This is a genomic window from Kitasatospora sp. NPDC004614, from assembly GCF_042873675.1.
GTDB lineage: Bacteria > Actinomycetota > Actinomycetes > Streptomycetales > Streptomycetaceae > Kitasatospora.
Map to the genome: position 1 here is coordinate 118,774 of NZ_JBIALR010000012.1, position 18,850 is coordinate 137,623.

General features: G+C 72.7%; 17 protein-coding genes, 2 tRNA genes and 1 pseudogene. 13 read left to right on the forward strand and 7 right to left on the reverse strand.

Going from position 1 to position 18,850, the window contains the following annotated elements; genetic code table 11:
* The first annotated feature begins 45 nt into the window (after nt 1-45).
* From ACFYST_RS23845 to ACFYST_RS23860, 4 genes are read left to right on the forward strand one after another with little or no spacing between them, the layout of a single operon-like run.
* Nucleotides 46-927: a TatD family hydrolase gene (locus ACFYST_RS23845; RefSeq protein ID WP_387865293.1), complete on the forward strand. Its 882-nt coding sequence runs from the start codon at nt 46-48 to the stop codon at nt 925-927.
* A 54-nt stretch (nt 928-981) separates the two neighbouring features.
* Nucleotides 982-1,557 carry a Uma2 family endonuclease gene (locus tag ACFYST_RS23850; RefSeq protein WP_387638140.1) on the forward strand — a complete coding sequence of 192 codons (576 nt, stop codon included), beginning with the start codon at nt 982-984 and terminating at the stop codon, nt 1,555-1,557.
* A gap of 18 nt (nt 1,558-1,575) precedes the next feature.
* Complete coding sequence (gene rsmA / locus ACFYST_RS23855) at nt 1,576-2,457, forward strand: 16S rRNA (adenine(1518)-N(6)/adenine(1519)-N(6))-dimethyltransferase RsmA (protein WP_387638138.1); 882 nt, start codon at nt 1,576-1,578, stop codon at nt 2,455-2,457.
* Nucleotides 2,457-3,386: a 4-(cytidine 5'-diphospho)-2-C-methyl-D-erythritol kinase gene (locus ACFYST_RS23860; protein ID WP_387865296.1), complete on the forward strand. Its 930-nt coding sequence runs from the start codon at nt 2,457-2,459 to the stop codon at nt 3,384-3,386. Before rsmA ends, ACFYST_RS23860 begins: the two co-directional genes overlap by 1 nt.
* On the opposite strand, the gene ACFYST_RS23865 is transcribed toward ACFYST_RS23860, so the two are convergent.
* Entirely contained in the window at nt 3,367-3,945 is a 579-nt protein-coding gene (locus ACFYST_RS23865; RefSeq protein ID WP_387865297.1) for a Uma2 family endonuclease, read from the reverse strand. The genes ACFYST_RS23860 and ACFYST_RS23865 overlap by 20 nt on opposite strands.
* A gap of 208 nt (nt 3,946-4,153) precedes the next feature.
* On the opposite strand from ACFYST_RS23865, the gene ACFYST_RS23870 reads away from it, so the two are divergent.
* Nucleotides 4,154-5,140: an aldo/keto reductase gene (locus tag ACFYST_RS23870; RefSeq protein ID WP_387865299.1), complete on the forward strand. Its 987-nt coding sequence runs from the start codon at nt 4,154-4,156 to the stop codon at nt 5,138-5,140.
* Nucleotides 5,141-5,374: 234 nt separating this feature from the next.
* A complete protein-coding gene (locus ACFYST_RS23875; RefSeq protein WP_387865301.1) occupies nt 5,375-7,186 on the forward strand; it encodes an ABC-F family ATP-binding cassette domain-containing protein in 1,812 nt (603 codons plus the stop codon).
* 43 nt (nt 7,187-7,229) lie between these two features.
* On the opposite strand, the gene ACFYST_RS23880 is transcribed toward ACFYST_RS23875, so the two are convergent.
* Nucleotides 7,230-9,134, reverse strand: a complete 1,905-nt coding sequence (locus tag ACFYST_RS23880) for an FUSC family protein (protein ID WP_387865303.1) — start codon at nt 9,132-9,134, stop codon at nt 7,230-7,232.
* Between the two features lie 180 nt (nt 9,135-9,314).
* Here ACFYST_RS23880 and ACFYST_RS23885 point away from each other — a divergent pair.
* Together ACFYST_RS23885 and ACFYST_RS23890 are read left to right on the forward strand one after the other, a co-directional pair.
* Nucleotides 9,315-9,387 (forward strand) — tRNA-Thr (locus tag ACFYST_RS23885).
* 162 nt (nt 9,388-9,549) lie between these two features.
* Nucleotides 9,550-10,209 (forward strand): LuxR C-terminal-related transcriptional regulator, encoded by a 660-nt coding sequence (locus ACFYST_RS23890; RefSeq protein WP_387865306.1) that lies wholly within the window; start codon nt 9,550-9,552, stop codon nt 10,207-10,209.
* A gap of 13 nt (nt 10,210-10,222) precedes the next feature.
* Here ACFYST_RS23890 and ACFYST_RS23895 read toward each other — a convergent pair.
* Nucleotides 10,223-10,479, reverse strand: a pseudogene (locus tag ACFYST_RS23895) (helix-turn-helix domain-containing protein); the annotation flags it as partial.
* A 187-nt stretch (nt 10,480-10,666) separates the two neighbouring features.
* On the opposite strand from ACFYST_RS23895, the gene galE reads away from it, so the two are divergent.
* From galE to ACFYST_RS23910, 3 genes are all read left to right on the forward strand, one after another.
* A complete protein-coding gene (gene galE / locus ACFYST_RS23900) occupies nt 10,667-11,626 on the forward strand; it encodes a UDP-glucose 4-epimerase GalE (protein WP_387865308.1) in 960 nt (319 codons plus the stop codon).
* 142 nt (nt 11,627-11,768) lie between these two features.
* Nucleotides 11,769-12,629 (forward strand): LuxR C-terminal-related transcriptional regulator, encoded by an 861-nt coding sequence (locus ACFYST_RS23905; protein WP_387865311.1) that lies wholly within the window; start codon nt 11,769-11,771, stop codon nt 12,627-12,629.
* Between the two features lie 58 nt (nt 12,630-12,687).
* The gene (locus ACFYST_RS23910) at nt 12,688-14,232 is read left to right on the forward strand and encodes a polysaccharide biosynthesis protein (protein ID WP_387865312.1); all 1,545 of its coding nucleotides are present in this window, start codon (nt 12,688-12,690) and stop codon (nt 14,230-14,232) included.
* A gap of 213 nt (nt 14,233-14,445) precedes the next feature.
* On the opposite strand, the gene ACFYST_RS23915 is transcribed toward ACFYST_RS23910, so the two are convergent.
* Entirely contained in the window at nt 14,446-14,940 is a 495-nt protein-coding gene (locus ACFYST_RS23915; protein ID WP_387638109.1) for a MarR family winged helix-turn-helix transcriptional regulator, read from the reverse strand.
* Between the two features lie 117 nt (nt 14,941-15,057).
* Here ACFYST_RS23915 and ACFYST_RS23920 point away from each other — a divergent pair, with 117 nt between their 5' ends.
* Nucleotides 15,058-15,852 carry a methyltransferase domain-containing protein gene (locus tag ACFYST_RS23920; RefSeq protein WP_387865315.1) on the forward strand — a complete coding sequence of 265 codons (795 nt, stop codon included), beginning with the start codon at nt 15,058-15,060 and terminating at the stop codon, nt 15,850-15,852.
* A 7-nt stretch (nt 15,853-15,859) separates the two neighbouring features.
* On the opposite strand, the gene ACFYST_RS23925 is transcribed toward ACFYST_RS23920, so the two are convergent.
* Genes ACFYST_RS23925 through ACFYST_RS23935 form a run of 3 tightly spaced genes read right to left on the reverse strand, consistent with a single transcriptional unit; the run spans nt 15,860 to nt 18,455 of the window.
* The gene (locus tag ACFYST_RS23925) at nt 15,860-16,711 is read right to left on the reverse strand and encodes a DMT family transporter (protein ID WP_387638104.1); all 852 of its coding nucleotides are present in this window, start codon (nt 16,709-16,711) and stop codon (nt 15,860-15,862) included.
* A gap of 56 nt (nt 16,712-16,767) precedes the next feature.
* On the reverse strand, nt 16,768-17,466 hold the full coding sequence (locus ACFYST_RS23930) for a TetR family transcriptional regulator (RefSeq protein WP_387638102.1): 699 nt from the start codon (nt 17,464-17,466) through the stop codon (nt 16,768-16,770).
* A 26-nt stretch (nt 17,467-17,492) separates the two neighbouring features.
* Nucleotides 17,493-18,455, reverse strand: coding sequence for an acyl-CoA desaturase (locus tag ACFYST_RS23935; protein WP_387638099.1), 963 nt, complete (start codon nt 18,453-18,455; stop codon nt 17,493-17,495).
* A 241-nt stretch (nt 18,456-18,696) separates the two neighbouring features.
* Here ACFYST_RS23935 and ACFYST_RS23940 point away from each other — a divergent pair.
* Nucleotides 18,697-18,767 (forward strand) — tRNA-Gln (locus ACFYST_RS23940).
* Nucleotides 18,768-18,850: the final 83 nt, after the last annotated feature.

Sequence of the window (18,850 nt, forward strand, 5' to 3'; positions counted from 1 at the left end):
GCCGCCTCCGCCGCCTTGCCGCTTCGAAGAAAAGACTGCCGCCTGATGGCCAGCAAGAAGAACGACGACCGCAGCACCCCGCCGCCGCTCCCCGAGCCGCTCGCCGTCCCCGTCGCCGACTCGCACACCCACCTCGACATGCAGTCCGGCACCCCCGCCGAGGGACTGGCCCGCGCCGCGTCCGTCGGCGTCACCACCGTCGTCCAGGTCGGCTGCGACGTACCCGGCTCGCAGTGGGCCGCGGACCTCGCCGCCGAGTACGAGCAGGTGCACGCCGCCGTCGCGCTGCACCCCAACGAGGCCCCGCGGATCTTCCTCGGCGACCCCGACAACTGGTCTGGCCAGCGCCGTTCGCCCGGCGGCCAGGACGCTCTCGACAAGGCCTTGGGCGAGATCGACCGCCTCGCCGCCCTGCCGCACGTCCTCGCCGTCGGCGAGACCGGCCTCGACTACTTCCGCACCGGCCCCGAGGGCGTCGACCTGCAGAAGGAGTCCTTCCGCCGCCACATCGAGATCGCCAAGCGCCACGGCAAGGCACTCGTCATCCACGACCGCGACGCCCACGAGGACGTCATCGCCGTCCTGCTCGAAGAAGGCGCCCCCGAGCGCACGATCTTCCACTGCTACTCCGGCGACGCCGCCATGGCCAGGACCTGCGCCGAACACGGCTGGTACCTCTCCTTCGCCGGCCCCGTCACCTACAAGGCCAACCACCCCCTGCGCGAGGCCCTCACCGCCACCCCCCTCGACCGCGTCCTGATCGAGACCGACGCCCCCTTCCTCACCCCCCACCCCTACCGCGGCCGCCCCAACGCCCCCTACCTGATCCCCGTCACCCTGCGCGCGATGGCGGCCCATCTGACGCTGGGGGAGGACGAGTTGGCGACGGCGATCAGCGCCAACACGGCGCGGGCGTTCGGGTACTGACCGCATCCCGGTGCGGGGTCCGCTCGTTAGCATGGAGGCAGTGAGGAGGCTGTGATGAGCGCCGAACCGATCGACTTGATGTACCCGCCGGCGAATGGCTGGACGTACAGCGAGCTCAGCGTGATCGACCTGCCGTTCAAGTGGGAACTGGTGGACGGAGCGATCGTGGTCCGGGGGCAGACGAAGTGGTGGCACGACCGGGTGCGCAACGAGCTGTACTCGGCGCTTCGAGCGGCTCGGGTCGAGCCCTACGTCGCAGACGCCGAGCGCTGTGTGCTGATCGACGAGTACACCGTTCTCCTGCCCGATGTCGTCGTGTTCGACCGGACCGACCTGAACGTTTTCGAGTTGGAGTGCACTCCGCCCGAGTCGGTGGTTCTGGCCGTTGAGGTGGTGTCGCCCGGCTCACGTGTGGCAGACCGTTTCAGCAAGCCCGGGATCTACGCCGAGCAGCGAATCCCGTCCTACTGGCGGGTCGAGCGCGGCGACAACGACCTCCCCGTCGTGCACGAGTTCCGGCGTGACGAGCTGCAGGGCGTCTATCTTCCGGTCGCCGTGCACGAGGGACTGCTCCGTACCGACCTGCCGTTCCCGGTCGAGATCGATCTCAAGCAGTTGGTGGAGCTCTGACCCCCGTATCCTTGGCGGGTGAGCACCACCGAACCCACCTCTGACGGCCACCTGCTGGGGGCTGCCGACATTCGTGCGCTGGCCGAGGCGTTCGGCGTGAAGCCGACGAAGCAGCGCGGGCAGAACTTCGTGATCGACGGGAACACCGTGCGGCGGATCGTGCGGGCGGCGGAGGTGACGGAGAAGGACGCGGTGGTCGAGGTCGGGCCGGGGCTCGGGTCTCTGACGCTGGCGCTGCTGGAGGTGGCGCGGCACGTGACGGCGGTGGAGATCGACCCCCTGCTGGCGCGGCACCTGCCGGACACCGTCAAGGGCCGGATGCCGGGCAAGGCCGCCAATTTCGACCTGGTGCTGAGCGACGCGATGGACGTCACCGAGCTGCCCGGCCCCGCGCCGACCGCGCTGGTGGCGAACCTGCCGTACAACGTCGCCGTGCCGGTGCTGCTGCACATGCTGGAGACGTTCCCGAGCATCGAGCGCACGCTGGTGATGGTGCAGAGCGAGGTCGCCGACCGGCTCGCCGCCAAGCCCGGCAACAAGGTGTACGGCGTGCCGTCCGTGAAGGCCAACTGGTACGCGGACGTGAAGCGGGCCGGCGCGATCGGGCGGAACGTGTTCTGGCCCGCGCCGAACGTCGACTCCGGCCTGGTCTCGCTGATCCGCCGCGACCCGCCGTCCACCACCGCCACCCGCCGCGAGGTGTTCGCCGTCGTGGACGCCGCGTTCGCGCAGCGCCGCAAGACCCTGCGGGCCGCGCTGGCCGGCTGGGCCGGCTCGCCCGCCGCCGCCGAGGAGGCGCTGCGCGGTGCGGGCATCGACCACACGCTGCGCGGCGAGATGCTGACGGTCGAGCAGTTCGCCGCGATCGCCGAGCACAAGCCGAAGGCGCAGGAACAGTAATGGTGACGGTCCGGGTGCCCGCCAAGGTCAACGTGCAGCTCGGCGTCGGCGGGGTCCGCCCCGACGGCTACCACGACCTGGCGAACGTGTTCTTCGCCGTCGCCCTCGGCGACGAGGTCACCGCCACCGCGGCCGACGGCGTCACCCTGACCTGCACCGGCCCCGACGCGGACGCCGTCCCGCTGGACGGCACCAACCTGGCCGCCCGCGCCGCGCGCCTGCTCGCCGCGCACCACGGCCTCGCCGACCCCGGCGTCCACCTGCACATCGCCAAGGCCATCCCGGTGGCCGGCGGCATGGCCGGCGGCAGCGCCGACGGTGCGGCCGCGCTGGTCGCCTGCGACGCGCTGTGGGGCCTGGACACCCCGCTGGAGACCCTGCTGGAGCTGGCCGCCGAGCTCGGCTCCGACGTCCCGTTCGCGCTGCTCGGCGGCGTCGCGCTGGGCCGGGGACGCGGAGAGATCCTGGAGGCACTGCCCGTCTCCGGCACCTTCCACTGGGTGTTCGCGGTCGCCGACGGCGGACTCTCCACCCCGGCGGTGTTCCGCGAGTGCGACCGGATCCGCGAGGAGTCCGGCACCGGCGCCACCATCGACGACGTGCCCACCCCCGACGCCGACCCCGCCCTGCTCGCCGCCCTCGCCGACGGCGACCCCGTCGCGCTGGCCGACGCCCTCAGCAACGACCTGCAGGCCGCCGCCGTCTCCCTGCGCCCCTCGCTCGCCGACACCCTGCACGCCGGCACCGAGGCCGGCGCCCTCGCCGCCCTGGTCTCCGGCTCCGGCCCCACCTGCGCCTTCCTCGCCAAGGACGCCGACGCCGCCGCCCACATCGCCACCACCCTCCGTACCTCGGGCACCTGCCGCACGGCCCACGCCACGTACGGGCCGGTGCCCGGGGCGAGGGTGGTCAGCGCACCCACGCCTTGAACGGTTCGGTGTCCAGGCTGATCCCGACCGGGTCGGGCAGCACGACGGTCTTGCCGAAGGGCCGCCGCACCAGGCTTACGCACTGGCCGTCCTCGGGCCCGCTGTGGACCAACACTTCGCAGCTGTCCCGGTCAATGAGGAGATAGACCGGGATACTGGTCTCCGCGTAGGCCCGCGGCTTCTCGTCCCGGTCGCGGCGGTCGGTGTCGGTGTCGTACGAGGTCACCTCGACCACCATGACGACCTGGTCGGCGTCGGCCCATTCGCCCTGGCCGGCGAAGCCGCCCTTCGGGGCGAGCGCGCCGTCCGGCTTGGCGTGGCCCTTGCGGCAGGTCTCCACCCGCAGCCCGCGTTCGGGGTACAGCCACAGGTCGGGGCGCTGCTGCATGCACTGCTCCATCACCCAGCGGATGATCTCGTCGTGGTCGCCGTCGGGCGCTGCCTTGACTCCGATCCGCCCGTGGATGAACTCCATCCGCACGCCCTCGCGCTCGGCGGCCAGGGCGATGCGTTCGAACTCCTCGACCAGCATCTGCGGCCGGTCCTCCACTGCCGTCATCGCACACCTCCGGCTCTCCGCTTCGCCGTTGTGCTCTTCGCACGGTACCGCTCGGCAGGAACAGGCCGGGCGCTCGCCGTGCGCTGTGCGGTGGTACGGCTTGGCCGCGCGCCCGCGTGGGCCGCTGCTTGACCTGGAGCGCGCTCCGGGTTCGAGACTCGTCTCCGCGGCCCGCACCGGGCGGGCCGCGGAGACGAGGGGAACCCGGATGCGCAAGCGCACCATCGGAACCGACCCGCGCACCCGTCGCGAGGTCAGCGTGCTCAGCCTCGGCGCGATGCTGTTCGGCACGCTCACCGACGAGGCCACCTCCTTCGCGGTGTTGGACCGGTACGTGGAGGCGGGCGGCACCTTCATCGACACCTCCAACAACTACGCGTACTGGCAGGACGGCAGCCAGGGCGGCACCAGCGAGGAGGTCCTCGGGCGCTGGCGGGCCAGCCGGGGCATCACCGACGAGGTGGTGATCGCCACCAAGCTCGGCGCCCGTCCGAAGGCCCCCGGCACCGGGTTCATCGAGAACGGAGAGGGCCTGTCCGCCGAGGTGATCCGCGCCTCGTCCGAGGCCAGCCGCAAGCGACTCGGCGTCGAGAAGCTCGACCTGCTGTACGCGCACATCGAGGACACCGCGGTGCCGCTCGCCGAGACCGTGCACGCCTTCGGGGAGCTCGTGAACGGGGGGACGGTCGGGCTGCTCGGCGTCTCCAACCACTGGTCCTGGCGGGTCGAGCGGGCCCGCCACATCGCTGCGCAGGCCGGGCTGCCCGGCTACGAGGTGCTCCAGTACGGCCACACTTACTTGCGCCGCCGCGGCGACTGGCCCGGCCTGCTCAGCCAGGACGGCGACCAGGCCGCCGTCCAGGGCGACCTGATCGCGTACCTCGAGGAGAGCCCCGAACTCACCCTGGTCGCCTACTCCCCGCTGCTCGGCGGCGCCTACGTCCGCGACGACAAGCCCCTCGGCCCGTCCTTCGACCACGCCGGCACCCCGGCCCGGCTCGCCGCGCTCGATGCGGTGGCCCGCGAGACCGGGGCGACCCGCAACCAGGTGGTGCTGGCGTGGCTGCTCGGCGGCGAGCTTCCGGTGATTCCGCTGGTGGGGGCGTCGTCGGTGGCGCAGCTGGAGGAGAGCTTGGGGGCGCTGGAGCTGGAGCTGACGGCGGAGCAGCGGGATCTGCTGGACCGGGCGCGGTAAGGCGAACCAGGGGCGCGTGGGGGCACCTCCCAGCCCCATGGGGCTGGGGGAGAACTGCGCGAAGCGGAAGGCACCCAACGGCAAGATCGCGATGCAGGGCCATGACTTGCACGTGATCGCGACGTTTCGGACGTGGTGTGCGCTTGTCGCGCAGTTCCCCGCGCCCCTGATCGCTTGCTCGACGGCACTAGGCTGGGGGTTCGTTCCACCCCCCTTCCCCAGGAGTGCAGCTTCGTGGCCGTCAACCTCGCCACCATCGAGTCCGTCACCAAGGTGTACGGCACCAGGGCCCTGCTGGACGGGGTGAGTCTCGGCGTCAGTGAGGGGGACCGGATCGGTGTGGTGGGCCGGAACGGTGACGGCAAGACCACGCTGATCCGGATGCTGGCGAAGCTGGAGGAGCCGGACAGCGGGCGGATCACCCACTCCGGTGGGTTGCAGATGGCGGTGCTGACGCAGCACGACTCGCTGGATCCGACGGCGACGATCCGGCACGAGGTGATCGCGGACCGGGCCGACCACGAGTGGCTGGGCGATGCGCGGATCCGGGACATCATCCAGGGTCTGTTCGGTGGGCTTGACCTGCCGGGGTTCGCGAACGGGCTGGACACCGTGATCGGGCCGCTGTCGGGTGGTGAGCGCAGGCGAATCGCGCTGGCGAAGCTGCTGCTCGGCGAGCCGGACCTGATCGTGCTGGACGAGCCGACCAACCACCTGGACGTGGAGGGCATCGCCTGGCTGGCGAAGCACTTGCAGAACCGCCGGTCGGCGCTGGTCTGCGTCACCCACGACCGGTGGTTCCTGGACCAGGTCTGCACCCGGATGTGGGACGTTCAGCGTGGTGAGGTCCGCGAGTACGAGGGTGGTTACTCGGACTACGTGTTCGCCCGCGCCGAGCGCTCCCGGATCGAGGCGACGGAGGAGCAGAAGCGGCAGAACCTGGCCCGCAAGGAGCTGGCGTGGCTGCGTCGCGGTGCCCCGGCCCGGACGTCCAAGCCGCGGTACCGGATCGAGGCGGCGAACGCGCTGATCGCGGACGTGCCGGAGCCGCGCGACAAGTCCGAGCTGATGAAGTTCGCCAACGCGCGGCTGGGCCGGACGGTCTTCGATCTGGAGGACGTGACCGTCAAGGCGGGCGAGAAGCTGCTGCTGGAGCGGCTGACCTGGCAGCTCGGCCCGGGTGACCGGATCGGTCTGCTGGGTGTGAACGGCGCCGGCAAGACCTCGCTGCTGCGGGCGATGCAGGCCGCGTACGCGACCGAGGGCGACGTGCAGCCGGCCGGCGGCGTGATCAAGGTCGGCAAGACGGTGCGCCTGGCGTACCTCTCGCAGGAGGTGGCCGAGCTGGACCCGGAGACCCGGGTGCTGCAGGCGGTCGAGCAGATCCGTGGCCGGGTGGACCTCGGCAAGGGCCGGGAGATGAGCGCCGGGCAGCTGTGCGAGCAGTTCGGCTTCGGCAAGGACAAGCAGTGGACGCCGGTCGGCGACCTGTCCGGTGGTGAGCGTCGCCGCCTTCAGCTGCTGCGGCTGCTGATGGACGAGCCGAACGTGCTGTTCCTGGACGAGCCGACCAACGACCTGGACATCGAGACCCTCAACCAGCTGGAGGACCTGCTCGACGGCTGGCCCGGCTCGATGATCGTGATCAGCCACGACCGGTTCTTCATCGAGCGGACCACCGACACCTCGTACGCGCTGCTCGGCGACCGCCGGATGCGGATGCTGCCGAACGGCGTCGACGAGTACCTGGAGCGCCGCACCGCGATGGCGGAGGCCGCCGCCGCGGCCGCGGCCGCGCAGATCCCGGCCGCCGCGGAGACCTCCGGCCTGTCGGCGGGCGACCTGCGGGCGGCGAAGAAGGAGATGCAGAAGCTGGAGCGGCAGATCGCCAAGCTGGACCAGCAGGAGTCCAAGCTGCACGCCCAACTCGCCGAGCACGCCGCCGACTTCTCCAAGGTCGCCGAGCTGGACGCGCAGCTGCGCAAGGTCCGCGAGGAGAAGGAGGAGCTGGAGATGGGCTGGCTGGAGCTGGCCGAGCGGGTCTGAGCCCGGCGAGGGCCGCGCACCCGCGGTGCGCGGCCCTCGCGGGTCAGCCGAGCAGGACGTCCAGTTCGTCCGCGGCCCGGGCCAGTGCGCTGCGGGTCGGGTCGTGCGGGCCGGTCGGGCGGGCGGCGCGGCCGGACGGCGGGTGGTGGGCGCGGGCGGCGTCGGTGAGGCGGTCCAGCGAGTGCAGGACGCGTTCGATCACCTCCGGTTCGGGTTCCCGTCCGCCGTAACGGAGTTGGGCGGCGTACGCGGCGACCGCGCCGGCCAGCCGTTCCAGTGCGGAGGTGGCGGGCAGCCACTCCTCGGCGAGGCGTCCGGCGGGCGGGGGTTCGGCCAGGCCCAGGTCGACCTGGCGGCGGGCGTCGGCCAGTGCCCGGTAGGCGGTGCGGCGCAGCCACACCTCGGCGACGGGTTCGACCCGGGCCACCGCGGCCAGGTACTCGTGGACGGTGGCGGCGGCCTTGACGATGCCGGGCTCGATCCGGTGCGGGGCGCGTTCGGGCCACAGCAGGTAGCCGAAGACCAGCACGATCGCGCTGGCCAGCGTGGTGTCCAGGACCCGCGGCCAGAACTCGGCGGCGCCGCTCTCCCCGCCGAGCTGCACCAGGATCAGTGCCACCGGCGTCATCACGGCGGTGTTCAGCCCGTAGTGCGCGGCCGTCGAGTACGGCAGCAGCGCCACGCACAGCGACACCGCGACGCTCAGCGCCCAGGACTCCGTGGTGACGGCCAGCAGGACCGCCGTCGCCGCGATGCCGAGTACGGTGCCCAGCACCCGGCTGACGGCCCGATGGAACACCGAGCCCAGATCCGGCTTCAGGACGAACGCCACCGTCAGCGGCACCCAGTAACTGCGGCTCAGCGTCAGCGCGTTGACGGCCGCCTCGGCGACCGCCACGCACAGCGCGACCCGCAGGCCGTAGCGCACCGAGCCGGGCGAGAGCAGACGGGCGCGCAGCCGCCACGGGTCGGGCGGCGGCGGGGCGGCGGTGTCCAGCGGCGCCCAGCGGCCCGAGACGGTGTCGGCGGCGGCCCGCAGCGCCGTGTCGAACGCCGTCCGGGACGGGGTGTCCGGCTGCCAGTCCGGGTAGGCGGGCTCGGGTCCGCCGGTGATCTGCCGGGCCAGTGCCGCCGGGAACTCCACCAGCTCCGGCGGCACCGGCCGCCACGCCCAGAGCAGCCCGGCGGCGGCCTCGGTGGTGCCCAGCGCGGCCTCGTACGAGCGGCGCAGCCAGCGCAGCCGCGCCGACTCGCGGCGGCCCGGGCGGGTCGGCGGCAGCAGGTCCTGCATCTGGTTGAGGCGTCCGGTCAGCATCCGGCGGGCCGCCGGTCCGTCCGGGGTGCCGACCGCGGCCAGCATGCCGCCGAGCGCCCGGTAGACCTCCGCCAGCGCGACGGTGCGCGGGTCGGTGCGGACGTCGGTGCGGTAGCGCAGGCCCAGCAGCAGGACCAGCGCCGCGCCGCACGGCATCATCGCGGGCGCCGCCCACCACGGGTGGGGCAGCGCCATGCCGCCGCCGAGCGAGGCCGAGACCAGCAGCAGCATCCCGGCTGCCGAGCCGCGCGGGCCGGTCGCGGACAGGGCGCCGCCGGCGAAGCCGATCAGGGTCAGCGCGATGCCGACCAGCAGGCCGCCCGCGCCGAGGTGCTGGAGCGCCGCGCCGATCAGCATGCCGGTGGTGGAGGCGGTCAGCGCCAGCGCGATCCGCGGGGCGCGCAGCCGCAGCGGCTCCACCCGGTCGTTCATGGTGGCGTGCATCGCGCCCAGCCCCGCGAAGACGCCCAGGTCCAGGCGGCCGAACAGCAGGCCCGCCGACAGCGGCACCGCCATCCCGAGCGCCGCCCGCACCATCGGCCGCCACGGCACCGGCGGCCGGGCCGGCCGCAGGGCCAGCGCCCACCAGGCGGAACGGTCGGAGGAAGCACGACTGCGGCCGGGGGCTGACACGGGATCACGCGCTTTCGCTGAACGGGAGTTCGCGGCTGCTGGGCGACATTGCAGAGCAGATCGGGTCTTCTCGGGCAGTTTAGCCCGCCCACCTGGTCGAAGCTGATTTCCCAACCGGTCCGCCGACCATGTAATGTCTTCCTCGTCGCAAGGGGAACCGCAAGGAACCCGGAGCAACAAGCCCCTATAGCTCAGTCGGTAGAGCGTCTCCATGGTAAGGAGAAGGTCTGCGGTTCGATTCCGCATGGGGGCTCAGCAGACGAAGGCCCCGCCACTCGGCGGGGCCTTCGGCGTTTGCCCGTTTCCCGACTCTTGGCCAAACCGCGACGGCGGTTTTTCGGTACGTCCCCTGGCGGCCCGCGCACGAATGCGCTGTGATGGTGCGTCTGTCCTGCCGAACCGGGGAGGGGGCGGCATGAGCGTGCGGCTCGTAGTGGCGGACGATCACCGGCTGATGGCCGAAGCCCTGGGCACCGCCCTGCAACAGCGCGGCCACCGGGTGCTCGGCGTGGGTTCGCCGTGCGGCTCGGTGCTCGACCTGGTCGTCGGGCGGCGCCCCGAGGTGTGCTTACTCGGGACGGCCGCCGGCCCGGACGACCCGTTCGACGTGCTGCGCCGGCTGCGCCGCGACCGGCCGGAGATCGCCGTGGTAGTGCTGGGGCCGCTGAGCGCGCCCGGCCGGGTCGCGGCCGCGTTCGCCGCCGGTGCGGCGGGCTACGTGCGCAGCGACGAGCGGATCGACGTGGTGGACCGGGCGATCGCCCGGGTCCGGGCGGGGGAGGCGGCCGTCGCGGTCGAGGTGCTGCGTGCCGCGTTCGAGCACCTGCTGTGGCCGGTCGTCGAGCCCGACGACGAGGCGGTGCGGCTGCTGCGGCTGCTGACCCGCCGCGAGGTGCAGGTGCTGGGCCGGATCGCCGACGGCGAGGACACCGCGGCGATCGCCGCCGCGATGCGGATCGCCCCGTCCACGGCGCGCACGCACGTCCAGCGGGTGCTGACCAAGCTCGGCGCCCGCTCCCGGCTGGAGGCCGCCGCGCTGGCCGCGCGGACCGGCATGCTGGATCAACTGGCCTGAGTTGCAGCGGTGTTCAGCGCGCCGCGTAGGCAGGGGGCGGGACGCCGACGGTGCGGGTGAACTCGCGGGTCAGGTGCGCGTGGTCGCGGTAGCCGAGCTCGGCGGCGAGCCGGGACCAGTCCGGGGCGCCCGGGCGCTGCGCCGCCTCCAGGGCCTCGTGGATCCGGTAGCGCAGGATCACCCACTTCGGGGGACGCCCACCCGGGCGGCGAACAGGCGTTGCAGGCCGCGCACCGTCAGGCCGCTGCGGGCGGCGAGGTTCGCGACCCGGGCGGACCGGGGCCCGGTCGGGGCGATGGGGATGTTCGCGGAGCCGGTCGGCTACGCCGGTGACGACGCGTTCGAGGCGCTGCTGGCGCTCAGCGGGCGCGACTCCCACTGGGCGGTCAGACCGGCCGTTTAGTCAAGTGCCATATGCTCCGAGCGAGGAACACCGAGTGTTGCGGAGGTCGAGGGCATGAGCAAGTACCTGGTCACAGGCGGAGCCGGCTACGTGGGCAGCGTGGTGGCGGCGCACCTGCTGGAGGCGGGGCACCGGGTGACGGTGCTGGACGACCTGTCGACCGGTTTCGCGGAGGCCGTGCCGGACGGTGCGGAGTTCGTCCGCGGCCGGATCCAGGACGCTTCCGACGTGCTCGACGCGTCCTTCGACGGGGTGCTGCACTTCGCCGCGTCCTCGCAGGTCGGCGAGTCGGTGGCGGACCCGGAGAAGTACTGGCGCAACAACGTGGCCGGCTCGCTGGAGCTGGTGTCGGCGATGCGCAAGGCCGGCGTCGGCAAGCTGGTGTTCTCCTCGACCGCGGCCGTGTACGGCGAGCCGGAGGAGGTGCCGATCAAGGAGACCGCGCGCACCTCGCCGACCAACGCCTACGGTGCCACCAAGCTCGCCGTGGACCACCTGATCACCTCCGAGGCGATCGCTCACGGCCTGGCCGCCGTCAGCCTGCGGTACTTCAACGTGGCCGGGGCGTACGGCCGTTACGGCGAGCGGCACGAGCCGGAGTCGCACCTGATCCCGCTGGTGTTCCAGGCCGCGCTCGGGCAGCGCCCGCACATCGCGGTGTTCGGCGAGGACTACCCGACCCCGGACGGCACCTGCATCCGCGACTACATCCACATCGCCGACCTGGCCGAGGCGCACCTGCTGGCGCTGGACGCCGCCAAGCCCGGCGAGCACCTGATCTGCAACCTCGGCAACGGCACCGGCTTCTCGGTGCGCGAGGTGATCGAGTCGGTCAAGCGGGTCACCGGCCGGGAGATCCCGGTGCAGTTCGCCGGCCGCCGCGCGGGCGACCCGGCGGTGCTGGTGGCCGCCGCGGACCGGGCCCGGGAGGCCCTCGGCTGGGCGCCGAAGCACCCCGAGCTCGACCGGATCGTTGCCGACGCCTGGGAATTCACCCTCGCCCACCGCGCCTGACCAGCCCCGCTCCCGGCCCGACTCCGACCCCCGAAGTCTCTGCGTACAGGAACTTCACCAAATCCCCACGCCGTACGGGCGGCCGCCCGTACGCTGATTGAGGCACCGGTGGGGGTCGGGCCAGGAGCAGGGGGGCAGGACGATGGGGCGGATTCGCGTCCTGGTGGTCGACGGCCACCGTATTTTCGCCGAGGCACTCGCCACGGCGCTCGCCGCCGAGCCCGATGTGGACGTCGGGGCGGCCGGCAGCGCCGCCGCGGCCGAACGCGCGCTGGAACGGGCGGCGGCCGAACGCCGCCCGTACGACGTGCTGCTGGTCGACGCCGACCTCGGCGCCGCCCCGGCACCACCACCCCGTCACCACCTCGGAGTGCCCCAACAGCGGCTCGCCGCCGGACAGTTGACGCGCCCACCGGCCGCCGCCCGGCCGCCCGCCGACGGGATGCGACCGGGCGACGGGATCGCCCTGGTCGGCCGGGCCTGCCGGGCCCACCCGACGCTGCGGGCCGTGATGCTGGCCGTCGCCGACGACCCGCAACGGGCCGTCCGCGCCCTGCAAGCCGGCGCCAACGGCTGGGTGGCACGAGAAAGTTCGCTGGGCGCGCTGATGGCCGTGATCCGCGGCGTGCTGCGCGACGAGACCCACCTGCCGCCCGCCCTGCTGACCGGGGTGGTCCGCGAACTCACCTCCGCCCGCCGGGACCGCTCGGAGAGCGAACGCCTGGTCGCCGCGCTCACCCCCCGCGAGGAGGAGGTGCTGCGCTGCATGGTCGCGGGCCTGGGCAGGCAGGCGGTGGCCGAGCGGCTGTTCCTCTCCCCGCACACCGTCCGCACCCACATGCAGAACGTCCTGGGCAAGCTCGGGGTGCACTCCACGCTCGCGGCGGTCGCCGTCGCCCGCCGTGCCGGGATCGCCCCCTCCGAGCCGCCCGGGCCGCCTATCGTGCCCGCCCCCGCCCCACCGCCGACCGTCGCCTCGACCGCAGGCCCCGGCGCGGGCTGAACGAGCCCCGCCTTCCGAGCAGGTTTCCACTCCGTGAGTCAGCGAGACCGGAGGTCAGATGTTGCCGCACCGCGCTTCCGCACGCCCGCACGCAGCCCGCGCCCGCACCCGCATCCCCGAGCAGCGCTACGGCTCGGCCGGCCTGCGCACCCTGGTCGTCGGGGCCGGCGCGGCCGGCACGGCACTGGTCCGCGACCTGGACCGGACCCCCGAGTTCGGCCTCACCCCCGTCGGGGTACTGGACGACGACCCCGCCAAGGCCGGCCGGCACGTCTCCGGCCGCCCCGTCCTCGGCCCGCTCGCCGACCTCACCCGCCACGCCCTCGCCCACCGCGCCCAGGTGGTCGTCCTCGCCATCCCCGGCCTGCCGCACCAGCGCGTCCGGGAACTCGCCACCGCCGCCGCGGCGGCCGGCGCGGCCGTCCGCTACCTGCCGTCCTTCCTGTCCGCGCTGCGCCGCGCCGTGGTCGGCTCCGACCTGCGCACCCTGGACGTCAACCGGCTGATCGGCCGGCACGAGGTCCACGTCGTCTCGCCCGACGTCCGTACCGTGATCGAGGGCCGCCGGGTCCTGGTGACCGGCGCGGGCGGCTCCATCGGCAGCGAACTGTGCCGCCAGGTCCAGGCGTTCGGCCCCGCCGCGCTGTACATGCTCGACCACGACGAATCCAACCTGCACCGGCTCCAACTCGACATCTGGGGCGAGGCGTTGCTCACCGACGAGTCCCTGGTGATCGCCGACATCCGGGACCGCCCGCGGATCCAGCAGATCTTCCGCGACCTGCGCCCCGAGGTCGTCTTCCACGCCGCGGCGCACAAGCACCTGCCGCTGCTGGAACGCCACCCCAGCGAGGCCGTCAAGTCCAATGTCCTCGGCACCGACCACCTGGTCGAGGCCGCGCTCGCCACCGGCGTCGAACGCTTCGTCCTGATCTCCACCGACAAGGCCGCCGACCCCACCTCCGTCCTCGGCGCGAGCAAGCGTCTCGCCGAGCTGATCGTCCAGGCCAACGCGAGGGACGCCCGCAACCTCGGCACCGGCGTGTTCGCCGCGGTCCGCTTCGGCAACGTCCTCGGCTCCCGCGGCTCGCTGCTGTCCGTCCTGGAGGAACAACTGCGCAGCGGCGGGCCGGTGACGGTCACCCACCCCGACGTCACCCGGTTCTTCATGACCATCGAGGAGGCCGTCGGCCTGGTCCTGGAGGCCGGACGGATGGCCGAGGGCGGCGAGGTCTTCGTCCTCGACATGGGGGAACCGGTGCGGATCGTGGACCTGGTCCACAACTTCGCGGAACAGGTTCAGCTGGACGCGGCGGAGGTCGAGATCCGGTACACCGGGCTGCGGGCGGGCGAGAAACTCAACGAGGCGCTGTTCTCCGACACCGAGGAACGGCTTCCCACCGCGCACCCGCGGATCTACGCGACGGCGGCGAACGCGACCGGCGTCGAGGACCTGGCGGGGGGCCTCACCGCGTTGTACGGGGCCGCGACGGGCAACGAGGATCCTGCGGTTCGCGACTGCTTGGCTGCGCTGCTGCCCGGCTACAAGAGCGCCCCGGACAAGCCTCCGGCGCTCTCGGCCCTGTATCCGGACGGCTTCTGAGTTTTCGGAGGGCTGCGCCACCAGGGGCTCGGGGAACGGCGAGGCCGGGACTGCGGATGGTCGAACCTTGCGATGCGGTCGTGCTGCTTCGGGTGTCTTGAGGTACCGGGAGGCCTAAAACGTATGCACGCCCAGGGCCCTGTTGATCAACCGCAGACTTGGCCCCGCCGTTCCCCGGGCCCCTGAAGAGCCGATCTTCCGGCCCCTCGAAAATCAACCTGCCCGGTCGAAGGGGATGACCAACTGGCGGAGCAGGGACGCGAGTTCGGCGCGCCGGGCGGGTGCCAGCTGCGCGAGGATCTCGCGTTCGTGGGCGAGGAGGCCGGCCAGGGCCTGGTCGGCCTTGTCGCGGCCGGCGTCGGTGAGGCGGACGAGGACGCCGCGGCGGTCGTCGGGGTCGGGGAGGCGGACGACCAGGCCCTTGGTGGTGAGGCGGTCGATGCGGTTGGTCATGGTGCCGGAGGTGACCAGGGTCTGGGTGAGGAGCTGGCCGGGGGAGAGCTGGTAGGGGTCTCCGGCCCGGCGCAGGGCGGTGAGGACGTCGAATTCCCAGGGTTCGAGGCCGTGCTCGGCGAACGCGGTGCGGCGGGCGCGGTCCAGGTGGCGGGCGAGTCGGCTCACCCGACTGAGGACCTCAAGGGGCTCCACGTCGAGGTCGGGGCGCTCTCGGCGCCATGCTGCGACCAGGCGGTCGACCTCGTCCTCCATGACGATCAGTGTATCGGGGGATGTGTCGATGTGAAGTCTCTTGACATCAAGAGATAACAAAGGAACGCTCGGCGTCCGAAAGATATCTTGACGTCGAGATACTTCTGGAGGTTCGCCATGCCCGCCGACTGGGACGCCCACCAGTACCTGCGCTACGCGGAGGAACGCATCCGGCCGCTCAATGAACTGCTCGCCCGGGTCCCCGAACTCCCGCCCCGCCCCACCGTGCTGGACCTCGGCTGCGGCCCCGGCAACTCCACCGCCGTGCTGCGCCGCCGCTGGCCCGAGGCCCGCCTGCTCGGCCTGGACACCTCGCCCGCCCTGCTGGAGACCGCCCGGGCCACCGGCGAGCCCACCGCCGAGTACCGGCTGCAGGACGTCACCGCGTACGACCCCGCGCCCGAGCGGCCCGACCTGATCGCGTCCAACGCCGCCCTGCACTGGATGGACACCCCGACCGCCGACCACCTCGCCCTGCTGCCGCGCTGGGCGGCGGCGCTGCGCCCCGGCGGGGTGATCGCCTTCCAGCTGCCCGGCAACTTCGCCGCCCCCAGCCACACCCTGCTCGCCGAGCTGAGGCAGAGCGCCCGCTGGCGCGAGCGGCTGGGCACCGTCCGCCCGGACGCGTCCTGCCACGCCCCGGCGCGTTACCTGGAGGCGCTGCTGGCCGCGGGCTGCACGGCGGACGTCTGGGAGACCACGTACCTGACGGTGCTGCAGGGGCCGGGCCCGGTGCTGGAGTGGGTCAAGGGCACCGCGCTGCGCCCGGTGCTGGAGCGGCTGCCCGATCCGGGCGAGCGGCAGGCGTTCCTGGCGGAGTACGGGGCGCTGCTGCGCGAGGCGTACCCGGCGAGCGAGTACGGCACGGTGTTCCCGTTCCGCCGGGTGTTCGCGGTGGCGGTCAGGCGCTGAGGGAGGGTCACTTCGCGCTGGGCAGGGCCGGGTGGCGGCCGAGGACCACCACGCCGACCACGATCGCGGCCATCCCGGCGCTCTGCCAGGCCAGCGCGGCGGGGGTGATCCGGACCCGGTCGCCGAGGAATCCGACCGCGCAGGCGATGCCGGCCAGCGGCTGGGCGGCGGTGAGCGCGGGCAGCGACATCCGCAGCGGCGCGGCCTCGAACGCGGACTGCACCAGCAGCAGCCCGACCACGCCGATGCCGATCACGGTGTACGGCTGCCAGGAGGCGAACGCGGCGGTGGCGCCGTGCTGGTCGATCAGGTCGAAGGTGGAGCGGGTGAGGGCGTCCTGGAGGCCGTAGAGCAGGCCGGCGGCCAGCGCGAGCAGGGTGGCCTCCTCGAACAGGGGGAGGCGGCGGGCCACCGAGACCAGCAGCAGGGCGAGGCCGGCGACGGTGCCGATGACCAGCCACTGCCGCACCGGTCCGACGCCGGGGCCGCCGCCCTGGGGCTGTCCGGCGGCGATGAACGCGGTGACGCCGAGCGCGATCAGGGCGACGCCGATCCAGCCGGAGCGGCCCAGCCGGGTGCCGGTGATCCGGCGGGCCAGCAGCATCGCCCAGACCAGGTTGGTGGCCAGCAGCGGCTCGACCAGGGTGACCTCGCCCTGGCTGAGCGCCAGCGCGGACAGCACCTGCCCGGCGATCATGAATCCGATGCCGAGCAGCCAGTCGGGCATCCGCATCAGGTCGAGCAGCAGCCGCCAGCGGAGCATGTCGCCCTTGGGGGCGCGCTGGGCGGCGTGCTGCTGCAGGACGAAGCCGAGTCCGAGGCAGCAGGCCGCGCCGAGGGCCAGCAGGAAGACCGTCAACGGGTTCTCCTGTCGTGCGGGACGGCCCGGTGGCCCCGGTGACGGGGCCGGGCCGGTCAGTTCTTGCGGTCCCCGACCAGCTTGGGGTGCCGTTCCAGGCCCTCCAGGCCGTGCCAGGCGAGGTTGACCAGGTGGGCGGCGACCTCCGCCTTGGCGGGCTTGCGCACTTCCAGCCACCACTGGCCGGTCAGCGCCACCATGCCGACCAGCATCTGCGAGTACATCGGCGCCAGTCGGGCGTCGAAGCCGCGGGACTTGAACTCCAGGCCGAGGATGTCCTCGACCTGGGTGGCGATGTCGCTGATCAGCGAGGCGAACGAGCCGGTGGACTGGGCCACCGGCGAGTCCCGGACCAGGATCTTGAAGCCGTCCGTGGAGGTGTCGATGTAGTCCATCAGCGCGAACGCGGCCTGCTCCAGCAGCTCCCGGGAGTGCCCGCCGGTGAGCGCGCCGGTGACCATGTCCAGCAGGAGCTGCATCTCGCGGTCGACGACCACGGCGTACAGGCCCTCCTTGCCGCCGAAGTGCTCGTAGACGACCGGCTTGGAGACCCCGGCGCGTTCGGCGATCTCCTCCACCGAGGTGCCGTCGTAGCCGCGTTCGGCGAAGACCGTTCGGCCGATCTCCAGCAGCTGCTCGCGGCGCTGCTTGCCGGTCATCCGCACCCGGCCACTTGTCTTCGCGGCGGCGCCGCGGGCCGCGCCGCGCCGCGAAGGCTGCTGATGGCCGGCGCTGTCTCCGTTGGTCCCGTTCACCCCTCCATCATGCTGCAGGCGCTGCCTCATGCGGCGCGGCGGGCGGCGATCCGCTCCGCACCCGGCCAGCGGACGTCGGTGGCCCAGCCCGCCTTCTCGAACCAGCGGATGACCCGCGCCGAGGAGTCGACCTGGCCGCGCAGAACGCCGTGCCGGGCCGAGGTGGGGTCGGCGTGGTGCAGGTTGTGCCAGGACTCGCCGCAGGACAGTACGGCCAGCCACCACACGTTGCCGGACTTGTCGCGGGACTTGAAGGGGCGTGAACCGACCGCGTGGCAGATCGAGTTGACCGACCAGGTGACGTGGTGCAGCAGGGCGACCCGGACCAGCGAGCCCCAGAAGAAGGCGGACAGCGCGCCCTGCCAGCTCCAGGTGGCCAGGCCGCCGATCACCGCGGGCAGCGCCAGCGAGAGCGTCGTCCAGAGCCAGAACAGCCGGGAGATGCGCCTCATGGCCGGGTCGCGGACCAGGTCGGGCGCGTACTTGAGCTGCGGGGTCTGCTCCTCGTCGAACATCCAGCCCATGTGCGCCCACCACAGGCCCTTGAGCAGGGCGGGCACGCTCTCGCCGTAACGCCACGGGGAGTGCGGGTCGCCCTCCTTGTCGGAGAAGCGGTGGTGCCTGCGGTGGTCGGCGACCCAGCGCACCAGCGGGCCCTCGACGGCGAACGAGCCGAGCACGGCGAGGCCGATGCGCAGCGGCCGCTTGGCCTTGAACGCGCTGTGGGTGAAGTAGCGGTGGTAGCCGATGGTGATGCCGTGGCAGGTGAGGAAGTACATGGCGACGGCGAGGCCGGCGTCCAGCCAGGACAGGCCCCAGCCCCAGGCGATCGGGACGGCGGCCAGCAGGGCCAGGAACGGCACCGCGATGAACAGGGCGAGGGTGATTCGTTCTGCGGGGCCCTGTTTCTCGCCACCCCTGGTGGCGGACAGACGGGGGAGAAGGTCCTCGGCGGCGCTCGGCGGCGCCTGCCCGGCCTGGATGGTCATGGCGCTTCCCGGGGGAGGAGGGTGGTGCCAGCGGATACCTACGTTTCCGTAACCTACGGCATCGTAGGTATCGGACGGCGGTAAGCGGAAGGCTCGCGCGCGGACGTGTCGCGGTGTTCGTCCGTCGGATTCCGGCAGGACGGCCACCCGAGTCGGGTGTGTCGTTCGTGTGCTTCGCGGAAGGTGGTGGAGCTACGGGCCGTCAACCCGTAGGCTGTGCTGGGCGCGGCAACCGCGCCTTTCCGCCGTGGTGTAATGGCAGCACAGGGCCCTTTGGAGGCCTTTGTCTGGGTTCGAATCCTAGCGGCGGAGCCTCCACGACCGTTTCGGTCGTTTTCCGCCCGTCTCGTCTCGGTATTCTCGGTGCACCCTCACCCCGCATCGACCGAGGAGTC